Here is a 20,374-nt window from a genome sequence, read left to right as displayed (position 1 = left end):
AACCCCGGCAGGCGGCCGGGACGTGAACCTCGACCGCATCCGGCTCCACGACCTGCATCAGCGCGCCCCCGGCACCGCCGCGCGGCTTACCCGGGCCCCGGCCCGACGGCTTACGCAACGACGACGGCCGCGCCAGCCCGTCGCTGGACGGCGGTTTGGAGGAGTTCTTCGAGTTCATCCCCAGACGCCGCTTGAGCTCAGCGTTCTCCGCCCGCAGTTGCGCGTTCTCCGCCCGCAGCTCGGCGATCTCCGCCCGCAGCTCGGCGATCTCCGCCCTGGCGGCCACCAGCTCGCTCCGCAACTCGCCAACGAGCGCAACCAGTTCCGCATAGCTCGGCAGCGGCGGGGTCTCGGACACGAGCCCCAATGATCAACCAATAGGACGCCAAGATCAACTCAGCGCGCCAGGAGCACCAAACCAGTCACGAAGGCCTCTACGAAATCAGGGGATTGACACACCCGCGACCGCACGTTCCTGGGACCGATTGCTCCCCCGGCTGACCCACCGCTCCTCCTGGACAGCGCAGACCGGAACCCTGCCGGTCATCGAGGGGGCGTCACCCGGACTTCCTTCGGCGGAGTGCCGAGCCGTCTCGGAGCAGGAACAGGAGCACGAGAAGGGCCACCACGAGGACGACGAGCATGCCCGTGCGCCCGCTCACGTAGGCAGAGACGGTGGACCAGATGCCGGGCGGGGGCGGGCTGTGCCCGGATGCTTGGAGGGGGGTGGGCGATCCGAGCCAGATCGTGGCCTGCGCCGCGCCCGCCCCGTTGTTCGCGGTGGGGGTGGTGAGGGAGCTGGCGATGTCCTTGTCCATGGCGGCGACGTCATGTCCCTGCTCGAGTGGCACATTGGTGAAGTCCACACCGCCGGAGACGTAGGTATAGGTGTAGATGTGGTTGCCCACGGTTTCCTGGCGAGTGATCCGGTATTCGCCTTCGGTGTAGGAGCGGACGTAGCTGTTGAAGGTGTCGGTGGGCTTCCAGCCGGTCGCGGTCGTCCACGAGCTGATGTCGCCGTGGTCGACCAGGTCCCCGTAGGTGGTGCTCTGCGTGGTGCTCAACTGCCGGTACCACTCGGCTGCGACTCGGGACAGGTAGATACGGCGCAGGTCCGCATACTCGGGAGAGGTGTTCACCCGGTTCACCAGTTGCGGTAGGACCAGGCTCCGGAAGAGTGCCTCGTTGTGGGTCCGGGTCGCGTCGTCCTGCTGGGGGCAGGTGTTGAGCGCCTGCTGCCCGGGGGCGGTCTTGAGGTAGTCGGTCTCCATCTTGACGTCCAGCGGCGCCTTCAGGATGTAGAGCTTGTTGCCGTCGGAGTGGACCTGGGCGGGTGCTGGCAGGATCCAGACGCGTGATGGAAGGCAGTCGCCGGCGAGCTGGGACCAGAACTGATCGCCGAGCGCCGTGCCCGGATGGGTCAGTGTGCCGACGTCCTTCTTCAGCTGCAGATCCGCTTGGAGCATGATCCGCCCGACGTCGGTGCGGCCCATGGAGGCGTCGACGATACGGTCCGGCTCGGTCGGATTGAGGTTGACCCAGAACGTCGAGGGATCCAGTTCGAGCCAGACGAAGAACGCGTCAGAGGAGACCTTGGCCGCGGCCAGGCCGGTGGCGGTCCGGGCGTCGCCCTGCACGGGGTCCTGCTGCGCGCTGAACGAGTACTGGAGGCCGCTGCCGTCGCCGGGGTCCGACAGGTAGCGCAGTTGAAGGCTGGAGAAGTCGATACCACCGGGAGCGGTGCCGGGCATCCCCAGGACCTGGCCGAGGCCGGTGGAGGAACCGGAGTCCGCGGCGGACTCACCGGGGCACGGGACGCCGGCTGCCGCAGCCATGAACCCGTTGCCGGACATGCCGAACATCTGTGAGCCCTGCACGTGGTTGCAGGGCTCGGTGTAGGTGAATTCGGAGCCGAGGACCTTGTTTGCGTTCCCTGCGGCGGCCACTGCGAGTTTGCGCGCTTCCGTGAGATATGTGAGCAGCTGCTTGGCGGTCGCTTTGTTCTGCGTCTCCGTCATCTCCGAGTACTTTTCCACGGTATCGCTGATCTGATCGTTTATATTGCTGCGACTGGTCCCTGCGGCCTTGCCATCCTTCTCGATCGAAAGGAGTTCGTTGTCGAGGCTTATGACACCAGGAGGGTTGAGGTCGTAGACACCGGCGAAGTAGGTGGGTTTCTCCGGGTTGTAGAACTTGGCGCACTCCCAGCACTGCTGGCGCTCGGAGGCTCCGAGGAGCTTGGCTCCCGCGTCGATGTGTAGTTTGTCCAGAACATCCTGGACGACGCCTTCGGAGTGCCTGCCTGGAATGTATTTGCGCTTGGATTTGGTCGAGGGGATGTTGAGGGCGCTCAGTGCGAGGACCCGTGGCTCATTGGCTTTCTGCAGGCCCTTGAGGTCCGCGGGGTCCAGGAACTGTCCCACCTCGGAGAGGTCCACCATCGTGCCGTCCCAGACTGGGCCGGAGCTGTTGACGTTGCCCTCGAGTAGGCTGAGGCGCTGCTCCTCGGTCAATTTTCGCGGGTCGATCAGATCCGTGGCTGCGTTCCGGCCCTCGCTGAACGCCAGGTACTTTCGTGACTCGTCGAGCTTGTTATAGAGGCTCAGGCGGAGTTGGAATGACGGGAGGAGGAGCGGGCTCAACAGGGGATTTGGGTACATCTTGGAGAGGTCGGTTCCCTCTGCCGAGCCCGGCGGCCTGCTGCCGTCGGCCGATCCCGGTTGCGCAGTTCCGAGCGACACCAGGAGGACCAGCAGCAGGGCCACCAGCCCCCGCAACAAGGTGAGCAGGCGCCCGAGGCCGTCCCTCATGACGCCCTCCCGCGGTCGCGCGGGGGCACACCCGCGGCGTCCAGGTAGGCGACCAGGGCGGGGCTCGGTCCGGTCCGGCCTCCCGTCTGCTCGCCGGCGGCCTTCTCGCTGCGCCGGTGGGCCCCCCAGCCGACGGCGGCGAGGGCCCTGGGCCCGACTGCGTCGACGATGGCCGAGCCCACCAGCGACGTGCTCGTGGAGCAGTTACTGGGGTGCTCCAGATCGCTGATGTTCACTGACGGCTTGTAGCCGATGCTGACGTCGCACGCCGAGGCCTGCTGCGGGCTCAGCAGCATGAAGGTGCTGACGAGGAAGGCGGCACCCACGCCCGTGCGTGGGACGATCCTGCGGGCGGTCCTACCGGCGGTCCTGAGGGCGGTCACAAGGTCACCGCCGGAACGACGTTCTTCAACCGCAGTACCCGTGCGCGCAACTCATCCCCCTGTGATGTGACGGCCTCGTCCTTCTGGACGCGCCAACTCGCGAGTTCCAACTGGGCCGACTGCAGGTGGTACAGGGCAAGCGCCGAGCCTCGGCCCTACCAACTCCGGGTACTGGCCAACAACCCCCAACAGCAGTGCGGGCCACGCCAGGACCGTGATTTCGACCGGTGTGATCGCCGCACCTGCGGCGGTCTCCATCCCGCCAGGGCGGCGACCATCAGCAGCACGGTGACCAGCGCGGTCAGGACTGCGGCCGGGCGCAGTGCGGTGCTACGAGGCATCGTCGCGCCCCGCCTCCGCGCGGACGATGCCGGTCGCTTCCAGGTAGCTGCCCAGGTCCGGATGTTGTCCGGGTCGCTCGCCCCTGCGGTAAGCGCCCCAGCCCGCCGCGGCCAGCGCGCCGAGCGCGAGGACGGCGACCGTGCCCGCCCCGGCTAGTGAGGCACCAGTGGAGCACGTCCGGTTCTGGTTCTGCATCAGGCTGTTGAAGTTCACCGTGGGCTTGTAGTTGATGCCCACCGGGCAGGCCGAGGCCGGCTGCGCCAGCAGTAGCACGCTCGTGCAGACCAGGACGGCGGCGGCCAGCGTCAGACGTCCGACGATCCTCAACCCGGTCATGAAGTCACCGCCCGAATGCCCTTCAAGGTCATGACGTTCGCGCGCAGTTCGGCCCGTTCCGCCTGCGCTGTGTCCGGCGGGTCCTCCTGTGCGCGGGATCCGGCCAGCTCCAACTGCGCGGACTGGAGGCGGTACAGCGCCAGCGCCGTTCCCCGGCCGTGTCGGCGCCAGGTGCCGATCAGCGTCCAGAGCCGCAGCGCGGGCGAGCCCAGGACGGACGTCTCCCCGGCGGTGACGGCCGGCCCCGCCTCGGCCTCTTGCGCTAGTACCTCGCGCAGCACGCTCCCACGCTCGCGCAGTCCACGCACCAGGAGCGCGACTGCCAGGGTGATGAACGGGAGCTGCGGCAGGAGCCACAGCAGCGGAGAGACCACGAGGGTGTCGAGGGCGCCGCCGCTGCTGTGCTGCAGCTGCCCGGCCAGCCACCCGGAGAGGTCTTCGGCCGCCGTGCTGCCGCCGAACGCGGTCACCAGCGCGGCCACGGCGAGCAGCGTGCGCTGCCGGCGTGCGCGGGCGGCGAGGCAGAAGCCGGCGCCCAGCAGGGCGCCGAAGGTCACCTGTCCGCCGAGCAGGCCGATGGACTGCCGGATCCAGTACTCGAAGCCGCCGGTCGATCCCAGGATTCCGCCGAGCGATCCGTAGATCTTGATGTACATCAGACTGTCCATGAAGGCGTATCCCAGTCCCATGGACGCGCCCAGGATCAGTCCGGTGAGTGCGTCGGTGATCCGGTAGCGGAACAGCGCCAGCAGCAGTGCGACGCCGCCCGCCAAACCGATCGTGTTCACCAGATTGAGGTGCACAACGATCGCCGTCAACATCCGGTCTATGCTGGTCAGGACATGGATGGGGTCGTTGCTTGCGGTCGGGTTGAGGTAGTCGAACATCGTGGCGGCGGCGAGGTTGGAGAAGACCCGGCCGAGGCTGAACACAATCAGCGCTCCCCAGCCGAACGCCGCCAGCAGCGCCCCCAGCGGAACCCGGGCGAACCGGACAGAGCCGCGCAGCAGGAGCAGCACGAAAGCCGTCCCGGGCACGCAGGCGAGCGCTGTGGGGAAGAACTCGAAGACCACCACGATGGAGAGCAGCCCGAACGGCAGCAGCAAGCACCCCACGGTCAACCAGATCAACGCGATAGCCCGCCGATCGGTGGGCTTGGTGACCATGGCGAAGACCTGGATCAGCACGGCAGCCACGATGCCCACGAGGACGAGCCAGAAGATGACCGTGGGGACGGATAGGATCTTGTTGAACGAGTCCGAGAAGTCGGACTTCTGCATCAGGTTCGCCAGGTCTGACGGCGGCTTGTAGAAGATCGACAGGGCTCCCTCGCCGGGCTGGCGGTTCGGCCGGGTCAGGTTCACCAGCAACTCGACGAAATACAGTGCGATCACAATGCGGGCGATCAGCAGGGCCCGCGCTCGGGCCATCGCGTCGTCCCGCAGCGAGAGTGAGAGTGAAGCGAGGCTCTTCACGAGCCACCTCCCGGCAGGCTCGGCAGATCGGCGGGTAACGACGGCAGATCTGTGGGCAGGCCGGACGGCAGATCCGTGGGCAGGCCGGAGGGCAGATCGGCGGGTAACGACGGCAGATCCGTGGGCAGGCCGGAGGGCAGATCTGTGGGCAGGCCGGACGGCAGATCCGTCGGGAATCCGGTGGGCATCGGGGGGAAAGACGGCCCCGGTACGGTCACCGTGTCGCCACCACTGAAGTCGACGATCAGCGAGGCCGCCAGCAGCACCGCCCCGATAGCCCCGCCGGCCAGGACGAGCCGGATTCCCCCACGCTCCCCGGCGTTCGCCTCCATCGACGACCCCGCCGACGCTCGGGCTCTGACCACGCTCACTCCCCCGATCTGAGTTGGCTGTGAATCAGTATCTGCTATGCGCATGGCAACCAGCTCGCCGGGACGGTAAACGTGCATGCGCCTCTCACAATTGCGGTAGCCTGCTCCGCTTCCGGGCGAGCGCCGCAACGCCTCTGGGTATAGCTCTGCCGCGCCCCAGCCCGGCCCCGGCCCCGAGGGCCCCGCACGGGCCCCCAGACGCCGCTCCAGCCATCCACCCCGACCGCCACCCCGCTCCATGCTCCGGGCCTCCGATGTCCACCCAACCTTCGCCAACCGGAAGCGGCGCGGTAGCCAGGGCGGCCGCCCGCCCGCCTTCGACAAGCAGCTCTACAAGCAACGCAACGTCGTCGAACGTTGCTTCAACCGCCTGAAGCAGTGGCGCGGCCTCGCCACCAGGTACGACAAGACGGCCAAGTCCTACCAAGCAGCCGTCACCCTCGCCGCACTCCTCATGTGGGCATGACCCCTTTGACGACATCGCCTAGCACGCTGGTGGGGGGGGGGGGGGGGGGGGGGGAGAGACCCCCCCCCCCCCGCCCCCCCCCGCCCCTCCCCCCCCCCCCCCCCCCCCCCCCCCCCCCCCCCCCCCCCCCCCCCCCGCCCCCTGGAGTCCAGCTGTGTCGATGCCCCGCCTTGCCTGGCACCACCTGCCGCCAGCCGCCCTAGCCGCCGTCCAGGAGCGCACCGGCCCGTTCCTGACCGCTGCCGACGTGTCCACCGGGGCGAACTCCGGCGTCGCGGTGAAAGCCCTGACCGCCTCGGGCGAGGTGTTCATCAAGGGCATCCCCATTGACCACCGCCAGGTCAAGACGCAGCTGCGCGAGGCCGCCGTGAATCCCTACCTGCCCAAGTCCTGCCCGCGGGTGCTGTGGCACGTGCAGGCCGGAGGTTGGGACCTGCTCGGCTTCGAGGTGATCGAGGGCCCCATCGCCGACTTCTCACCCGGCAGCCCCGACCTGCCCTTGGTCGTCGACGCGCTGACCGAGCTCGCCTTCACCCCCTGCCCCGACATCCCGCTGCTCAGCTTCACCCAGCGGTACGCGCCCTACAGCGACACGCCGGAGCTGTTCGACGGCGACTGCCTGCTGCACACCGACATGGCCCCGCACAACGTCCTGATCGACGATGCCGCCCACCTGATCGACTGGGCCTGGCCCACCCGTGGCCCGGCCTGGGCCGACCCGGCCATCTGGTGTGTACGCCTGATCGACGCCGGCCACACCCCCGCCCAGGCCGAACAGTGGGCCCGCCGACTGCCTGGCTTCGCCAGCGCCGACACCGACGTCCTGAGCGCCCTCGCCGAGGCGAACGCCTGCTATTGGCACGAGGTTCACCACGGCGACCCGACCTGTGCGTGGACGCGGCAGCTGGCCACCGCAGCCGCCGTCTGGCGCGACCACCGGCACACCAGTACATGACCGTCACCATCGCCCCCTGGGAGCCCGCCGATGGATCCGGCACTGATCACGGACCTCTTGCACCAGGCCAGTGCCACCCTCGGCCGCGGGGAGCCGATCCGCACGCCCATGCGCGTCTGGTCCATGTCCGGCGCCGAACGCCTGACCTATCCAGGCGGGGCCACCGCGGTCCTGAAGTACGCACGCGCCCCGTTCACCCAGGAGGACCGCAACCTGCGGGCGGCAGCGCGGGCCGGCCTGCCGGTGCCCCTGCTCCTCGGCTCGGCCCAGCGCGGCGGCCTGCTCGTGATGGTCCTCGAAGACCTCGGAGACCCCCAGGGCGAGCCCGCCGACAGCGACGCCGCGTCAGCCGCCGCCGCGCTGCACGCGACCACCCCACCACCGGCGCTGCCCCTGCTTGACCAGCAGGCCCTGGCGGCTCTACCGGGGAAGGCACTGGGTCACCTGCGCCAGCTGCACGCAGCCGACCGCTGGACGGAGGGCACCGAGGACATCACCACCCGGCTCCGCGCCCTTGAACGCGCCGCGGCCAGCCGCACGACGGGTACGCAGTCGGCTCCGTTCGGCTGGACCCACTCCGAGTTCCGCCCCTCCAGCGTCCACATCGGCCAACGCGGCTGGCGTCTATTGGACTTCGCCCGCTGCTTCAACGGGCCCGGCCTGCTCGACCTCGCCTCCTGGCAAGGACTCAGCCTGCGCCACCAGCCGGACCTCGAACGCCTACGCGTACTAATCGACAGCTACATCGCCGCAGGTGGAGACAGCGGAGCGCGGGACCGCCGCGGCGGACTGCGCCCGGAGGCGTGGGCGTTGGGGTGGCACCGCCTCTGGGCAGTCGAATGGTTCCTCGAACAAGCCCACCGTTGGATCAACGACCCCACCAGGGACCTCGGCTCCATCAAGGTCGTGCGTCACCATCTGCAGGCGGCGGTCGGCCTGCTCAACGTGTGACGGCAGCCCCGTCGCCGGTCTGCTGACCTTGCCGACCGGTGCGGGCCATGCGCGCCGCGGTCCTGCCGGACGCACCGGGGATCTCCTGGTAGATGACCGTCCGGGAGACACCCAGGATCCTGGCCACCCCCGTGATCGTCTGCTCGGGGTCTGCCAGCAGTGCGACCCCCTGCGCGGTCTGCTCAGCAGTCAGCTTGCGGGGCGGCTGCAGTGCGACCGGATTACCGTCCTCGTCGCGCACCACGTACGGGTGTTTCTTCCCGGTGACCTCCTCGGCCGCGACGATGTGCGCCAGGTCCATATCCACCCGCAGCCCGCTGCTCCGCAGCTCGTCGAGGAAGTCGTCGTGCGCGTTCCAGGCGGCGTTCAGCTCGTCCAGCCCCAACTCCTTCCTCCCGGAGGCGTCCAGGCCGTATCCGTCCTGCGCCAGCTTGAAGCGCTTGCACACCGCGATCGCACGTTCGAGTGTCTCGTCCATGCACTGAACAACCGTCAGCCCAGTTGCCGGGTATCGGCCGGTGGGCCGAACGGGAGCGCCCGGTGCGCGCTGCTGGCCTGCTCCGGGCAGGGCTAGGGTGCCAGCTCCGCCAGCCACGGATGCCCTGGGTGGATGCGCTCCAGCCATACGCCGAGGAGGTCACGTCGCGTCCGGTTCAGCAGCGGCAGTACGCCGTCGAAGTCCGTCTGATCCTTGGGGCGTGGCGCCTTCGCCTTGAACAGCAGCACCAGCTCCGGCATCAGGTAGGGGATACCGTCCGCCGTCCGCTCGATGATCGCTTCGTACGGCAGCCGCAGAACCTTGTCGCGCCGACAGATCCAGGTTCCGCCGTCGTGCGGCTCGCGGAAGACGTCGAACAGGAACCGGCCGCTCGCCGGATCCCGAAGCCAGGTCTGGCGCGTGGCTGCCAGCGCCTCCGTTCCCGCTGCTGGCCAGATCCGTCCCGAGCCCACCGCGTCGAACGCGCACTCGGGAAAGCGATCGCGGATCCCCTCGAACTCCGCCGCAGGGACCGTGATCTCCAGATCACCGTGCGGCCGCGACTGACTGCCACGGAACAGGTCCAACGCCCAGCCCGCAGCGACGTACCAGTGCACACCGACCCCGGTCAGCCGCTGTGTGACCTGCTCCGGCCGCCAGGCGTCCGCCCACCGCGCATCCAGTTCGTCCGCATCGAGCACAACGCCGCCAGGCGGCAGGTGTTCAGTCACCGCTGCGACCTACCGTCGTTGACCAGGTCGAGCAGCCCTGGTCCGGGTCAGCTCGGGTCCAGGTCCGCTGCCCACTGGTCGCAGTCGGGCTGCGGCAGCGCCTCGGCGCGCTCGGTCAGCGCGGGCAGCCGGTGGCCCAGGTACGGGTGCCTTCGAATCCTGCGCCCCCAATGCGCCCTGCCCGCGCCCCAGATTCCCGCCTACCATTCGATCATGTCCAAGTCACCGAAAGGCCGACGGCACCGCACCCCGCAGCAGCGGCCTGCGCGCCCGGTCGGCGCCCGGCCCGCGACGGCCACCGTGCCCAAGCCCCTGGAGAGGGAACCGCTCCTCTTACGCGGCAACGCCGACCACGTCGCGAAGGCACTGTCCCTGGCGCCACCGGAGGCCGTCGTCGAGCTGACGATGCCGCTGCTGTGGGCAGCGATAGCCGACGGTATCCCCGCCAACAGCTGTGTGGACGCGTGTCTGACCCTGCGGTATGCCTACGGTGCCCTGGGAATCCGAAGCGAACTGCAGCCGGTCCACGTGCAGATCCGCGATGGTGGCGGCAGGATCCTCGGCTACGCGACCGAAGACCCATCCTGGAACGAGGACGGCACGATCTTCCACGGCCACTGCGCGCTCCACCTGCCGGACAGCGACCGCTTCGTGGATCCCACGGTCGAGCAGTTCGAGGAAGTGCGCTCCTTCGGATTGGGCCCGCTGGTCGGCCGAGCGGTGCTGGGGACCGGGTATGTCGGCGACAGGCTCCCGGCCGGTGCGGAGTTCGTCGTCCAGCGGGAGAACATCCTCATCCGCTACGAGACCGCCGACGCCCGGTACACCACCGTGGTGCAGGATCACCCGTGGATCGCGGCCCATGCCGAGCAGCACCGAGCCGCCGGGGTCAACCTGGCATCGCTCCTGTTGGTGGCCCTGCGCAACCCCGAGTTCATCGGGAAGGCGCGGCAGGCCCCCTACCCGCGCCTGCGGGCTTTGCTGCGCGTGCTGCAGGACGCGGAGTACCGGGGCGGCGACGGCGACGGCGTCCAGTTCCAGGTTCCCGGCCCAGGCGGCGCGTCGGACTGGCGGAGGCTGGACGAGATACCGCTTCCGGCGACAACGCCCGCCGCCTATCCCCGCTGAGGGCGTGGCTTTCGGCGCGGCGTGGGCTCAGGTCCGGTGCACCTCGCCTGCGGCACCGACCAGGTACGTTTCCTGGCCGGTGCCGACGCGTTCGGCACGGTCCCTGGGTTCCGCTCAGGTCACTCTGTCCATGGGCCCCTCGCCGGCAGGGCGGCGACCTGACTCTGGCGCTGCTTGTTCTGCGCCTGCTTGAGTGAGCGGTTCTCGTGGTAGAGGTTGGCGGTCACGGTGGCGAGAGCGTCGAGCTTCCGCTGCAGCTCGGTGGCCCGCTCATTGGACTCTCGCAACCGCTTCTTCAACTCCGCGATCGTCTCATCGCGCTTGACCTCGCCCGGCGTACGCAGCACCGGCTTGGCGACCTGGGCATCCCACTCGGCCAGGACGTCCTCGGCGCGATGGACGCTGGCGTGGCTGACCCGGGCCTCGCGGGCGAGGTTCTCCTTGGTCAGCGCCCCGTCGGTGTGCTGAGGCTGCCCGGCGAGGAGCCTGGCCATGGCCTCGCGCAGTTTGCCCTCGGTGGCGGCGGAGACCGGCATCAGCTGTGCTCCCTCATCGTGTCGAACTGGGTGTTGGTGGAGCGGACTTCCGCCAGGCGTGCCTCCGTCTGCTCGCGCAGCGGCTTGGACAGCTTCTTCTTCAGGAACTCCACCAGGTCGGCTTCCTCCATCCGCCAGATGCGCTCGTGCGCGATGGTGAGGACGGAGTTGCGGCAGCGCGAGGGCTGGCAGGCGCCCAGGAGCGGGGTCGTTCCGCGCCGTTCGGGCGGGAGCTGGTTCTGGCACTCCGCAGTAGGGGCGTTCCACAGACAGTGGTTGATCGTGCCGAGATGAAGGTCGGCGAACTCGTCCCGCAGCAACGTGATTTCCAGGCGCTCGTCAGCGATCTGCGCTCGCAGGTCCGTGCTCTGCTCGACCGCCTGGTTCACCCGGTCCAGTCCGGCGTGGAAGCGGGCGGCGCCCGGACCGACCGCGATGGTCTGGCCCGCGCGGCGGGCCTGGAGCAGGGAGACCAGCTTCTGGGCTGCGACGGTCTGGAGCTGGTTGTCGAACTCCTTAGCCCACCGGGCGTCGGGCTTCCCGTAGGCGAGGGTGGTCCGGTTGGCCAAGGCCCGGCGGGCCGCGTGCTTGAGCTGGATTCCGAGGGCGATCTCCCCGTCCGGCTCCTGCGCGGCGATCACGGCCATCGTCCGGCGAAACATGTGGGGCCGGACCAGCCCGGCCGGGGTCCCACGCTCTCTTGCCCGGCTCCCGACGCCACGGGCGCTACCGGGTGCGCCGGGTGGTGATGAGCTGGCCGTTGTGGAGGCGGTGGTCGAGGTCGAGGCCGCTGTCGAGCATCGCGAGGACGTCGAGGTGGCGGTCGGCCGGCACGGTCGCCACCCGGCGCCGGTCGCGGCCGACGCGGATGGTCGGGTGGCGCTCGCTGGGCCGCGCGACGTCGACCGGGCCGTCGGGTGTCCCCGGCACGAGCCGGGTCAGCGGAGTGGTGGCCGTGTGGTCGTCGAGGAGCCGGTTGGGCTGGCTCAGGGAGGCTGCGGCTCGGCGCATCCATGCGGCGGCGCGGGCATCGTGGGCCTCGAGATAGGCCTGCGCGATCCGTCACGGTGCGTCCAGCGCCGGCCTCCGCGAACCGCTCCTCGGCGCTGTCGCGGTCGCCGGCAGCCAGCAGTTCACGGCCCACGCTGGAAGGCGGCCTCGCCGTCGGAGCTGGGCTGGTGATCATCCATGACCTCATCCCTACCATCCCAGCTCGGGCAGGCGGGCCGTTTCCCGGGGCACGGACACCAACAGCGGAGGGAGCCGGTCGACGCCAACGGGCAGACTTCCATGCGGTGCCGCCGCGATCGGCGCTGAGGTGATGTCAGACCTGGTGGCTACCGTTCGTTCCATGACAACCCCGTCCCCGACCCCCGGCGAACGCCGCATCTTGGAGATCACCGCTCAGTCTGCTCACCACCGGGACTTCCAGGACCAGGTCACCCTGCTCGGAACCGTGGCCACCTTCGATCCCGACAGCCGCACCTGGCACGCCAGATCCGGGACGCTCGACGACCGGACCCTGACGATCATCAACACCGCATTCGAAGCGGCCAGGCGCTTCGGCACCACCGTGCACCTGGACGTCGTGCCCGCGCCCGACACCTGGACCGGCCCGACGTTCAGCACCGCTGCCGAGCCCGACCCGCAGGTGACCGACCAGGAGGAGAGCGACGTCCTCGTGCTCTACTCCTACGCGATCAACCTCCCCTTCGGCGCTGAGAATCCTGACAGCGAGCAGTGGCGCGCCCGTCTCGACTCGTTCGCCCATGACGTGGTCGCAGACCTGGACGCCGACCCCCTCCGGTTGACCCGCGCGGCCGCCGGCTGCCGCAGCGAAGTCCACCGCGCCCAGCAGCATCCGGACACCGACGACGCCGAGCCCTACATCCTCGCCACCCAGATCGCGGACGCTGCGCTGGCGATCCTGCAGCAGGCCGGCGTCCACGACGCCGTCTCCGGCCGCCGATACCTCGACGACCGCGAGGAGCAGCGCGAGCGCGAGCGTGCCCGCACCCGATGCCGGCAGGGCCCCCTCCACCGCCACAGCCCTGCCCGCCGACTGCTGCGCCGCGCCAGTCCCTCCTGGTGGTTGCGCCGCCGCCGGATCCGGGCCGCGGTGACGATGCCGACCGGCTTTCTCACCGCCGGCCACGGCGAAACCTCCTGGCGCCACCTGCGGATCGTCCACGCGCTCGACGGCGAAATCGGCGACCTCAACTACAAGGTGTGCGCCGAGTGCCGCACGGGATTGGTCGGCAAGCTGGAGGTCCGTGGCGACTACCAGGGCCTTGGGCTCGGCTCCGCCGCGCTCGCCGCCGTCCGCGACGAGCCGGGCGAGGGGGCCAGCTGGCACACGTCCGGCCAGTACGACACGGCGAAGTCCTTCTGGAGCCGGCACAAGATGCCCCAGGGCACCCCGTGCGAACACCTTAGGTAGCCGGATCTGTCCGGGGACGACGAGTGGCACCTCGCTCCGGGCTGCCCGGGCTCCGGTACGGACGACGGGCATGGCGCGCCTGCGCGGAAGGGTGAACCGGCATACCTGCTACGCATGTTGTCCGCCTTCGCGCGGCTGATCGGTGTGGTAATTGATCACGCCGGGGGCTGTCATCATGAAGTGCATGACGGCCCGTCCGATACCCGCGTCAGCAGCCGATTCCGAGTTCGAGAGGCGGGCCCGGATCCGGGCCCGCCTTCAGCAACTCGGCGACGGCCCGGCCGCCCTCTTCGACGACATCTGCCTTCTCCTGGACGACGACCGCGGGCTGAAGGCGCGCCCGATGCTGCTCAGCCACCTGGTCCGGGAGCTGGAGAGCTCGGTGCGCGAGGTGCTGCTGCCCCGCCGGACCGACACCGTCGACGAGGCCCCGTATCCGACCTCGGCGGAACCTCCGCTCGTTGCGGCTCTGCGTCTCCTGGGCGAGGAGGTTCTCCGGGCCCTGGGGCTCAAGCCCGCGGCTCCGGAGGCTGAGGAGAAGGCGCCGGAGAGCGCCGGCAGTACGCACCGGCGTGAGATCGCTGAGGTCCTCACCTCGCTCGGGATTGACCCCGACGGTCCGGTTGGCAAGGCATGGAGGAAGGTGGCCGGAGACCAGGCGGCCCTGGCACACCGCTCGAACCTGGCCGCACCACAGCTGCGAGACAGCCGGGTCAGCGAGCACGTGGAACGCGCCATGGCCGTGTTGGACGAGGTCCTCGACGCCTTCGACGCCCGCTTCCTCGACCTGGTCGAACGGCTGGAAGAGCTGGCCGCTATCCCGGCTCCGACGAAGAAGGACGCCGCGCGGCTCGCCAAGGAGTTCCCGCAGGACTTGGTGACCTCTGAGCGGTTCTTCGACGGCCTGGTCAACCCGGCCTGGCTCAGTCCCCTGAACGCCGCGAAGATGTTCTCCGCCCCGCCCGCACCCGAAGTTGACCGCGAGGCGGGCCGGGTCGGCATCGTGCGCTGGCCGGCCTCCGCCTACCTCGCGCGCGTCGCCGCGGACGACCCCACGACCGTGCTCCAGATCGCCCGAGACATCCCGGCCACCGAGAACCCCTTCGTCCACCTCGACCTGGTGGCCGTCGCGGCCGCCGTGCCCGCCGACAAGGCCGGCCGGCTGCTCCCGACCCTGACCCGTGCCCTCGCCGGCCCCTACCTGCTGCTCCCGAGCCGGTACGCCGACCTGGCTCTGCACCTGGCCGCCGCACAGCAGCCGGACGACGCGGCCGAGCTCCTGACCGCGCTGCTCGCGGCCGGCTTCGGCCCCGATGCGACGCTCGGCGAGGCGGACAGCGGTTACCTGCTGCAGACCTACAACGACGACTTCGCCGACCGGCTCGGCACCGGGTGGGTGCGCCTGCTGACCGACACCCTCACCCGCTCGCTGGGCACCGCGGCCCAGGCGGCGCAGCGCCGCGGCATGGACGCGTCCGCGTACTGGTTCCCGCTGATCGCCGACGCCCCGGACATCGTCCACGCCTCACCGCAGAGCCGGCTCGCCGTCGCGATCCGCGACGCCGCCGACCGCCTGATCGCCGCCGACCCCGAGACGGCGGCACAGATCCTGACGCTGCTGCAGGACCAGCCCTGGGCGATCTTCCGCCGACTGCGCCTGTACCTGATCACCCGCCACGCCGACGCCCTGCCCGAGGAAGCCGCCACCGCACTCGCGGACTCCACCCTGCGCGAAGACCTCGCGGTGGAGCGAGAGTGGCTCGCCCTGGCCGATGCGTTCGCTGACCGGCTCACCGAAGAGCAGCAGCAGGCTCTCCTCGCCGCCGTCGACGAGGGCCCGGACACCGCCCGCTGGAGCACCGACCGGGAACAGCGCACCGGCCAGCCGGTCGAGCCCGAGCGCCTCCAGGCGGTCGCGGACCTGTGGCAGCGCGACCGGCTGACCGTCCTGGGCCCGATCCTTGGCCCGACGCAGCGTCAGCGCCTGACCGAGCTGGAGACGACATACGGCCCGGCCCGGCCCGTGGACGAGCCGCCGGTCCGCTTCACCCCCATCGTCACCACGCCCCCCGAGGCTGAACTCGGCCAGCTGGCCCGGCTGTCCGCCGCCGAACTCGTCGAGCGGGTCACAGCATGGGAGCCGCAGCCGACCGGCTTCGGTGGCACGAACCAGCACGCACTGGGCGGACGGCTGCGCGAGGTCGTCGCCGCGCAGGGCACCAGCTACAGCGCGGAGGCGGCTGCGTTCACCGGCCTGGAGGACCTGTACCTGCTCCAGGTCCTTTACGGCTTCCAGGAGGCGGCGCGCCGCGAGCCGATCGACTGGGCGGGCCCGTTGGCTCTGGCCGGCGAGGCCGTGTGCCGTACCGGCACCGTCCACGCCCACGAGCTCCACCGGGAGGCCGTCAACCTGGCCGGCCGGGCGATCACCAACCCCATCAGCGCGGCCGAGGCTGCCGACGCCGACATCCTGTGGTCCCTGATCACCACGGTTATCGCCTCCACCGACACCCCCGCCCCGGTGCCGGAGCCCGGCGCCTACCTCAACGACGCCCGAGCGCAGGCCCTGCGCGCGGCCGTCGACTGGGCCACATGGCGCCGCCAGGCGAACGCGGACACCGGCCCCCTGCTCGTGCTCCTGGACGGCCTGCTCGACGACACCCCGCTGCCTGGTACCGACGGCCCCCAGGTCCAAGCCGCCGTCCTCGGTGGCCTCCTGCCGCAACTCGCCTACCTGGATCCCACGTGGGCCGCCGACCGCGCCACGGCCCTGCTGTCCATCGGCGAACACGCCGACGACGCCTGGAACGCCTACCTGGCCGCCCCGCTCTTCGGACCCGCCGCCATCCCCGTCCTCGGCCTCTACCGCACGCACGCCTCCGGGCGCGAGCACGGAGATGACCGCTCCGCCCGCCAGCGCCTGGCCCTGGGGCGGCACCTCCTCGGCCTGTACCTCGGTGGCCACTTCGCCCTGGACGGCGACGACTCCCCGATCCCGGTCTACTACCGAGGCTCCAGCGCGACGGTCCTCAAGCAGCTCGCCACCCTTGTCGGCAGCGGCGCGCCCGGCCTGTCCGACCAGGCCCTGCCGGGTGTGCAGGCGTGGTGGAGTTGGCGCCTGACCGCCGTAGCCAGCGCGACCGAGCCGGACGGGCGCACCGAGCTGATCGACACCCTCCCGGCCCTGGCCGCAAGCGGCCGCTTCCCCGAGGAGTGGATCCTGCAGCAGTTCCGCGCCCTGCTGAACGCCAGCGGCAAACTGCGCACCGACTCCACGACATTCACCTACCTCACCCGCACGGCCGCCGACTACACCGAGCAGGTCCTGCTCCTCCTCAAGGACTGGATCACGGCCCTCTACCCCTACGACAAGATGCCCCTCTTCCGGGAGGCCGACATCCGCACCCTGCTGCGCATCGGCCTTGCCGATCCGAAGCAGACCCCGCTGGCCCAAGAAATCATCAATCGGGCTGCCACCCGCGGGTACAGCCAGTTCCGCGGGCTCCTCCAGGGCGACGAAGACACCGCAGCGCCCCCGAAGGCAGCGGACGGCGACGGCTGAGTCCCACCCTGCGGCCGCCAAGCCGTCTGCTGCGAGCCCTGCTTGAAAGGCCGGCTACTCAGCGTGCGACGGGCTGGCAGGGCGCGGTCCACTCCGAGGGGGCGATCTGGGTCCAGCGCCCGCCGCCCCACGGCCCACAACTCGGGCCGTCCCTCATCCCCCCGGGCTCAGGGCGTGGGCAGCCCACCTGGGCGGGCGGGTCGGCCAAATCGAACCGGCACGCCCGGGGAGTACAGCACGCTCACCGGCGGCCCCACCGGTGCCGGCAGCCCGGCCGCCGGCACCAGTTCGTCCTCGACGTCGAGGAGCTCGGCACGGTGCAGCGGCCAGCGCGGATGGGTGTTGGGAAGGTACATCGGCCGGCCGAAGAAGGCGTTGTGCATGCCCCAGCGGGCGGTCAGGAAGTGTTCGAGGGCGGTCGGTTCCTCGAGCGGTTCGCCGATGCGCACGCGGATCCGGCTGCGGGCGCCGCGCGGCCCCGGCCAGCGTCGGCTGCTGGTGTAGGTGATGGTGTCAGCGTCGCGGTGGATCGCCATCCGGGCCCACATGTACGGCAGCCGGAAGGCGCTGCGGGCGATGGCCACCGGCAGCAGCCGTGAGGCCTCCAGCGAGCGGAACACCACGCCGCGGCGACCGTGCCGGTCCACGGAGTAGAGCCGCACGTTGGTCTCTGGGAAGGTGCCGAGATAGGGAATGCCCGGCACCTTGAACCAGCCCACGCGGCAGGGCTCGAGCGTTCTCACGTGCCGGGCGCGATCAGGTCGAGTGCGTGGGCGGGGTGTGATCTGTAGTAGTCGACGGCGGCAGCGAGGCAGCGCCATCCGACGAGGTCGGCGAGGGCGATGGCGGTGTTGCGCAGGCTCGCCATGACGCGGGGCGCGCTACCGCCGCTGCGGCGGGCCCTACCTCAAGCAGCTGGACGGCCTCGTGCAGGTGGCGGCGGACCACGCCGAGGTACGTCGGGTCGTCGCCATGGCTGAGGCCGGGTCTATGGCCAGGCGTGCGACCACGAGTCGCCGATCACGACGTATCGAGTCTCACAACTGGCGCCGTGGCCGGGGTGTTCGAACCGTTCCGGAGGTTTTCCGCCGTTCGGCGCAGGAGTCTGCCTTCGCCGCAACGGCCTTCTCACCTACCTTTGGCATGGCCCACATCTTCCTTTCTACCGGGCAAAGGAGAGGCCAGCTCAGCAGAGGAGCGGGCTACGAGTTCTTTCCAGTCGTGTTCCAAGATCGCGTAAATGAGAGCATCGTGCCAGACGCCATCCAGATGGAGGTAGTGCCGAAGGCGGCCTTCGCATCTCGGGCCGTTGCGCTCGGCGGCGCGCTGGGAGATGGTGTTTTCGGGAAGGATCCACCCCCATACCCGATGCAGCCGAAGTCGCTCGAAGGCGAAGCTGAAAACCGTCGAGTAGATATCGACGGACAGGCCCTTATTGATGTGATCTCTCCCGAGAACGCAGCCAAATTCGCTGGTGCGGTATCCTGTTTTGATCAGCTTTACAACACCAAGGAACTCATCTCGGGGCGACGTCACGGCAAGGTGATATTCCGATCGCGGGCGGCATGCCGCATGCGCCATGGCATATTTGATAAAATCAGCGACTTTCTCGCCATCGAAGGGGCTCACTCCGAATCCTTTTGTCACCGAGGCGTCGCCATAGACTGCGAGAACACCTGTCGCGTCAGCCTCAGTAATTTCGCGCAATCGCACCTGCTTGCCGTCAAGCAGTACGGGATACGCGCATTCGGTATCATGCTGGGGCAAGGTTTGCGTCAACAGCCGGTCCCTTCGCGTATCGATCCGTGGCAACATGTCTCGCTCGCACCATGATGTTCTCGCCATGATTCGCCAATGGCTTGGAATAAGGATTCCGAGACCCAATTATTCGTGCGCATGAACGCTTATCCGAGCGATTTGACGACCATTAATGTGCATGTCGCAATTATTCGTCGGTGTCGGCGGGGTCGGTGGCCTCGACGATGTGGGGTGTGAGCGCGATCCCGAGGTTTTCAGGGCCGGGGAGTGCGCCAGGGCTGGTGGCCGTGGTGGTGCAGGTTGTGGTGGTGATGCACGATGGTGGTGGCACGGGTGGTGACGGCGGGTTTTCAATTCCGCCCATGTGGATCTCCCCTTGCTGCAGTTGTTGGTTGTCTGACGCCGCGGAGCCTAGGTGCGGATCCGGGTGAACGCTTGTCGACACGTCGGTGGCGGCCCTGATCGGCGTAGTCGTCGGTGGTGGTGAAGGGCGGGGCGAGAGTGCGTTCTGGCACGGCTCCGTGCCTCCTCGGCTTGCCCCGCCCGGCGCCGGGGCCGCGACGCTATGCGCGGGACGACCTGGCAGGTCGGTGTCAGTTCCCTGGCCGTCCCGCTGAGGCGATGCGGAGGTCGTACGCCGCCTGCTCGACTTCGCGGCGAACATGAGGCGCCGGGCTGGGTGTCCGGCGCGTTTCGCTGTGCCATTGGTACAACCGTCGCTCCGTGGCAAGCATCCAAGGGCTCTCGAAACTCGGCAGCTATTCGTCGGTGTCGGCGGGGTCGGTGGCCTCGGCGATGTGGGGTGTGAGCGCGATCCCGAGGTTTTCAGGGCCGGGGAGTGCGCGAGGGCTGGTGGTCGTGTGGGTGCAGGTTGTGATGGTGATGCACGACGGTGGCGGCACGGATGGTGGCGGGCCACCACCACCAATAATTCCGCCCATGTGGATCTCCCCTTGCTGCAGTTGTTGGTTGTCTGACGCCGCGGAGCCTAGGTGCGGATCCGGGTGAACGCTTGTCGACACGTCGGTGGCGGCCCTGATCGGCGTAGTCGTCGGTGGTGGTGAAGGGCGGGGCGAGAGTGCGTTCTGGCACGGCTCCGCGCCTCCTCGGCTTGCCCCGCCCGGCGCCGGGGCCGGGAGCGCTGTTCATTGGGGACGACGGCAGCGGTGATCGGCTCACCCAGCCGTTCCAACGACAAAGAGCGTGCAGTGCGAGATGCGCAGCAGTTCACAATGCTTGTGCCGCCGTGCGCGGGACGATCTGGCAGATCGGTGTCAGCTCGCTGGCTTTGCTCGACCCGGGCGATGCCGAAGGTCGTACGCCGCCTGCTCGACTTCGCGGCGAACATGGTGTGATACCCGCGCGAGGAGTGGTTCGTGGGGGCTTCTCGCGCGGAACAGGCCGCGCGCTCTCGCATGGCTGCGGCGCAGCGAGTCGACCGCAGCAGTTCGGGCATGGCTCACAGGGCACACCTTCCCTGTCGTTCACCGCTGATGACTACGCCGATCAAGGTAGCTGCCGCCGTGTCGAGCAGGGGTTCATCCGGATCCGCATCTAAGCTTGCGATTTTAGGGCGCAGAGATCGTTTAGGTCTGGGTTCTGCTGTTCTCCGGACATGGGAGCGGCCTTCGGGTGACGCTGGGTTCTCGCCA

18 protein-coding genes and 2 pseudogenes are annotated in these 20,374 nt (G+C 69.4%); 6 read left to right on the top strand and 14 right to left on the bottom strand.

Annotated elements, in window-relative coordinates; all coding sequences use genetic code 11:
• The 6 genes from ACZ38L_RS34275 to ACZ38L_RS34250 form a co-directional block, all read right to left on the bottom strand.
• Nucleotides 1–358: DUF6444 domain-containing protein (locus ACZ38L_RS34275; protein ID WP_465700957.1), on the bottom strand; the 358-nt coding region annotated here is incomplete at its 3' end.
• A gap of 199 nt (nt 359–557) precedes the next feature.
• Nucleotides 558–2,810 carry a hypothetical protein gene (locus tag ACZ38L_RS34270; protein WP_465700955.1) on the bottom strand — a complete coding sequence of 751 codons (2,253 nt, stop codon included), beginning with the start codon at nt 2,808–2,810 and terminating at the stop codon, nt 558–560.
• Nucleotides 2,807–3,193, bottom strand: a complete 387-nt coding sequence (locus ACZ38L_RS34265) for a hypothetical protein (RefSeq protein WP_465700953.1) — start codon at nt 3,191–3,193, stop codon at nt 2,807–2,809. The genes ACZ38L_RS34270 and ACZ38L_RS34265 overlap by 4 nt, the downstream gene beginning before the upstream one ends.
• 330 nt (nt 3,194–3,523) lie before the next feature.
• Complete coding sequence (locus ACZ38L_RS34260) at nt 3,524–3,871, bottom strand: hypothetical protein (protein ID WP_465700951.1); 348 nt, start codon at nt 3,869–3,871, stop codon at nt 3,524–3,526.
• Nucleotides 3,868–5,346 (bottom strand): PrsW family glutamic-type intramembrane protease, encoded by a 1,479-nt coding sequence (locus tag ACZ38L_RS34255; protein ID WP_465700949.1) that lies wholly within the window; start codon nt 5,344–5,346, stop codon nt 3,868–3,870. Before ACZ38L_RS34255 ends, ACZ38L_RS34260 begins: the two co-directional genes overlap by 4 nt.
• A complete protein-coding gene (locus ACZ38L_RS34250; protein ID WP_465700947.1) occupies nt 5,343–5,678 on the bottom strand; it encodes a hypothetical protein in 336 nt (111 codons plus the stop codon). Before ACZ38L_RS34250 ends, ACZ38L_RS34255 begins: the two co-directional genes overlap by 4 nt.
• A 310-nt stretch (nt 5,679–5,988) precedes the next feature.
• Here ACZ38L_RS34250 and ACZ38L_RS34245 point away from each other — a divergent pair.
• From ACZ38L_RS34245 to ACZ38L_RS34235, 3 genes and pseudogenes are all read left to right on the top strand, one after another.
• Nucleotides 5,989–6,183 (top strand): annotated as a pseudogene (locus tag ACZ38L_RS34245) (transposase); the annotation flags it as partial.
• Nucleotides 6,184–6,343: 160 nt separating this feature from the next.
• Nucleotides 6,344–7,138 (top strand): aminoglycoside phosphotransferase, encoded by a 795-nt coding sequence (locus ACZ38L_RS34240; protein ID WP_465700945.1) that lies wholly within the window; start codon nt 6,344–6,346, stop codon nt 7,136–7,138.
• 30 nt (nt 7,139–7,168) lie between these two features.
• Complete coding sequence (locus tag ACZ38L_RS34235; RefSeq protein WP_465700943.1) at nt 7,169–8,089, top strand: phosphotransferase family protein; 921 nt, start codon at nt 7,169–7,171, stop codon at nt 8,087–8,089.
• On the opposite strand, the gene ACZ38L_RS34230 is transcribed toward ACZ38L_RS34235, so the two are convergent.
• Both ACZ38L_RS34230 and ACZ38L_RS34225 read right to left on the bottom strand, forming a co-directional pair.
• Nucleotides 8,079–8,567, bottom strand: a complete 489-nt coding sequence (locus tag ACZ38L_RS34230) for a hypothetical protein (protein WP_465700941.1) — start codon at nt 8,565–8,567, stop codon at nt 8,079–8,081. The genes ACZ38L_RS34235 and ACZ38L_RS34230 overlap by 11 nt on opposite strands.
• A gap of 92 nt (nt 8,568–8,659) precedes the next feature.
• Entirely contained in the window at nt 8,660–9,298 is a 639-nt protein-coding gene (locus tag ACZ38L_RS34225) for a nucleotidyltransferase domain-containing protein (protein ID WP_465700938.1), read from the bottom strand.
• A 213-nt stretch (nt 9,299–9,511) separates the two neighbouring features.
• On the opposite strand from ACZ38L_RS34225, the gene ACZ38L_RS34220 reads away from it, so the two are divergent.
• Nucleotides 9,512–10,426 (top strand): hypothetical protein, encoded by a 915-nt coding sequence (locus tag ACZ38L_RS34220; protein ID WP_465700936.1) that lies wholly within the window; start codon nt 9,512–9,514, stop codon nt 10,424–10,426.
• A gap of 119 nt (nt 10,427–10,545) precedes the next feature.
• Here ACZ38L_RS34220 and ACZ38L_RS34215 read toward each other — a convergent pair whose 3' ends face one another.
• The 3 genes from ACZ38L_RS34215 to ACZ38L_RS34205 all read right to left on the bottom strand — a co-directional run bounded on the left by ACZ38L_RS34215 (nt 10,546) and on the right by ACZ38L_RS34205 (nt 11,973).
• Entirely contained in the window at nt 10,546–10,962 is a 417-nt protein-coding gene (locus ACZ38L_RS34215; RefSeq protein ID WP_465700934.1) for a hypothetical protein, read from the bottom strand.
• Nucleotides 10,962–11,609, bottom strand: coding sequence for a hypothetical protein (locus tag ACZ38L_RS34210; protein WP_465700932.1), 648 nt, complete (start codon nt 11,607–11,609; stop codon nt 10,962–10,964). Before ACZ38L_RS34210 ends, ACZ38L_RS34215 begins: the two co-directional genes overlap by 1 nt.
• Before the next feature lie 79 nt (nt 11,610–11,688).
• Nucleotides 11,689–11,973, bottom strand: a complete 285-nt coding sequence (locus ACZ38L_RS34205; RefSeq protein WP_465700930.1) for a hypothetical protein — start codon at nt 11,971–11,973, stop codon at nt 11,689–11,691.
• 340 nt (nt 11,974–12,313) lie between these two features.
• On the opposite strand from ACZ38L_RS34205, the gene ACZ38L_RS34200 reads away from it, so the two are divergent.
• Together ACZ38L_RS34200 and ACZ38L_RS34195 are read left to right on the top strand one after the other, a co-directional pair.
• Nucleotides 12,314–13,402 (top strand): hypothetical protein, encoded by a 1,089-nt coding sequence (locus tag ACZ38L_RS34200; RefSeq protein WP_465700928.1) that lies wholly within the window; start codon nt 12,314–12,316, stop codon nt 13,400–13,402.
• Between the two features lie 184 nt (nt 13,403–13,586).
• A complete protein-coding gene (locus ACZ38L_RS34195; protein WP_465700926.1) occupies nt 13,587–16,964 on the top strand; it encodes a hypothetical protein in 3,378 nt (1,125 codons plus the stop codon).
• A 167-nt stretch (nt 16,965–17,131) separates the two neighbouring features.
• Here ACZ38L_RS34195 and ACZ38L_RS34190 read toward each other — a convergent pair.
• The 3 genes and pseudogenes from ACZ38L_RS34190 to ACZ38L_RS34180 form a co-directional block, all read right to left on the bottom strand.
• Nucleotides 17,132–17,686: pseudogene (locus ACZ38L_RS34190) on the bottom strand (YqjF family protein); the annotation flags it as partial.
• A 17-nt stretch (nt 17,687–17,703) separates the two neighbouring features.
• The gene (locus tag ACZ38L_RS34185; protein WP_465700924.1) at nt 17,704–17,832 is read right to left on the bottom strand and encodes a hypothetical protein; all 129 of its coding nucleotides are present in this window, start codon (nt 17,830–17,832) and stop codon (nt 17,704–17,706) included.
• A gap of 260 nt (nt 17,833–18,092) precedes the next feature.
• Complete coding sequence (locus ACZ38L_RS34180; protein ID WP_465700922.1) at nt 18,093–18,779, bottom strand: GNAT family N-acetyltransferase; 687 nt, start codon at nt 18,777–18,779, stop codon at nt 18,093–18,095.
• Nucleotides 18,780–20,374 lie beyond the last annotated feature (1,595 nt).

It is taken from the genome of Kitasatospora sp. NPDC024654, from assembly GCF_055559155.1.
The sequence above is the reverse complement of the archived record's forward strand: the minus strand, read 5'-3'. Positions and strand labels throughout refer to the sequence as shown.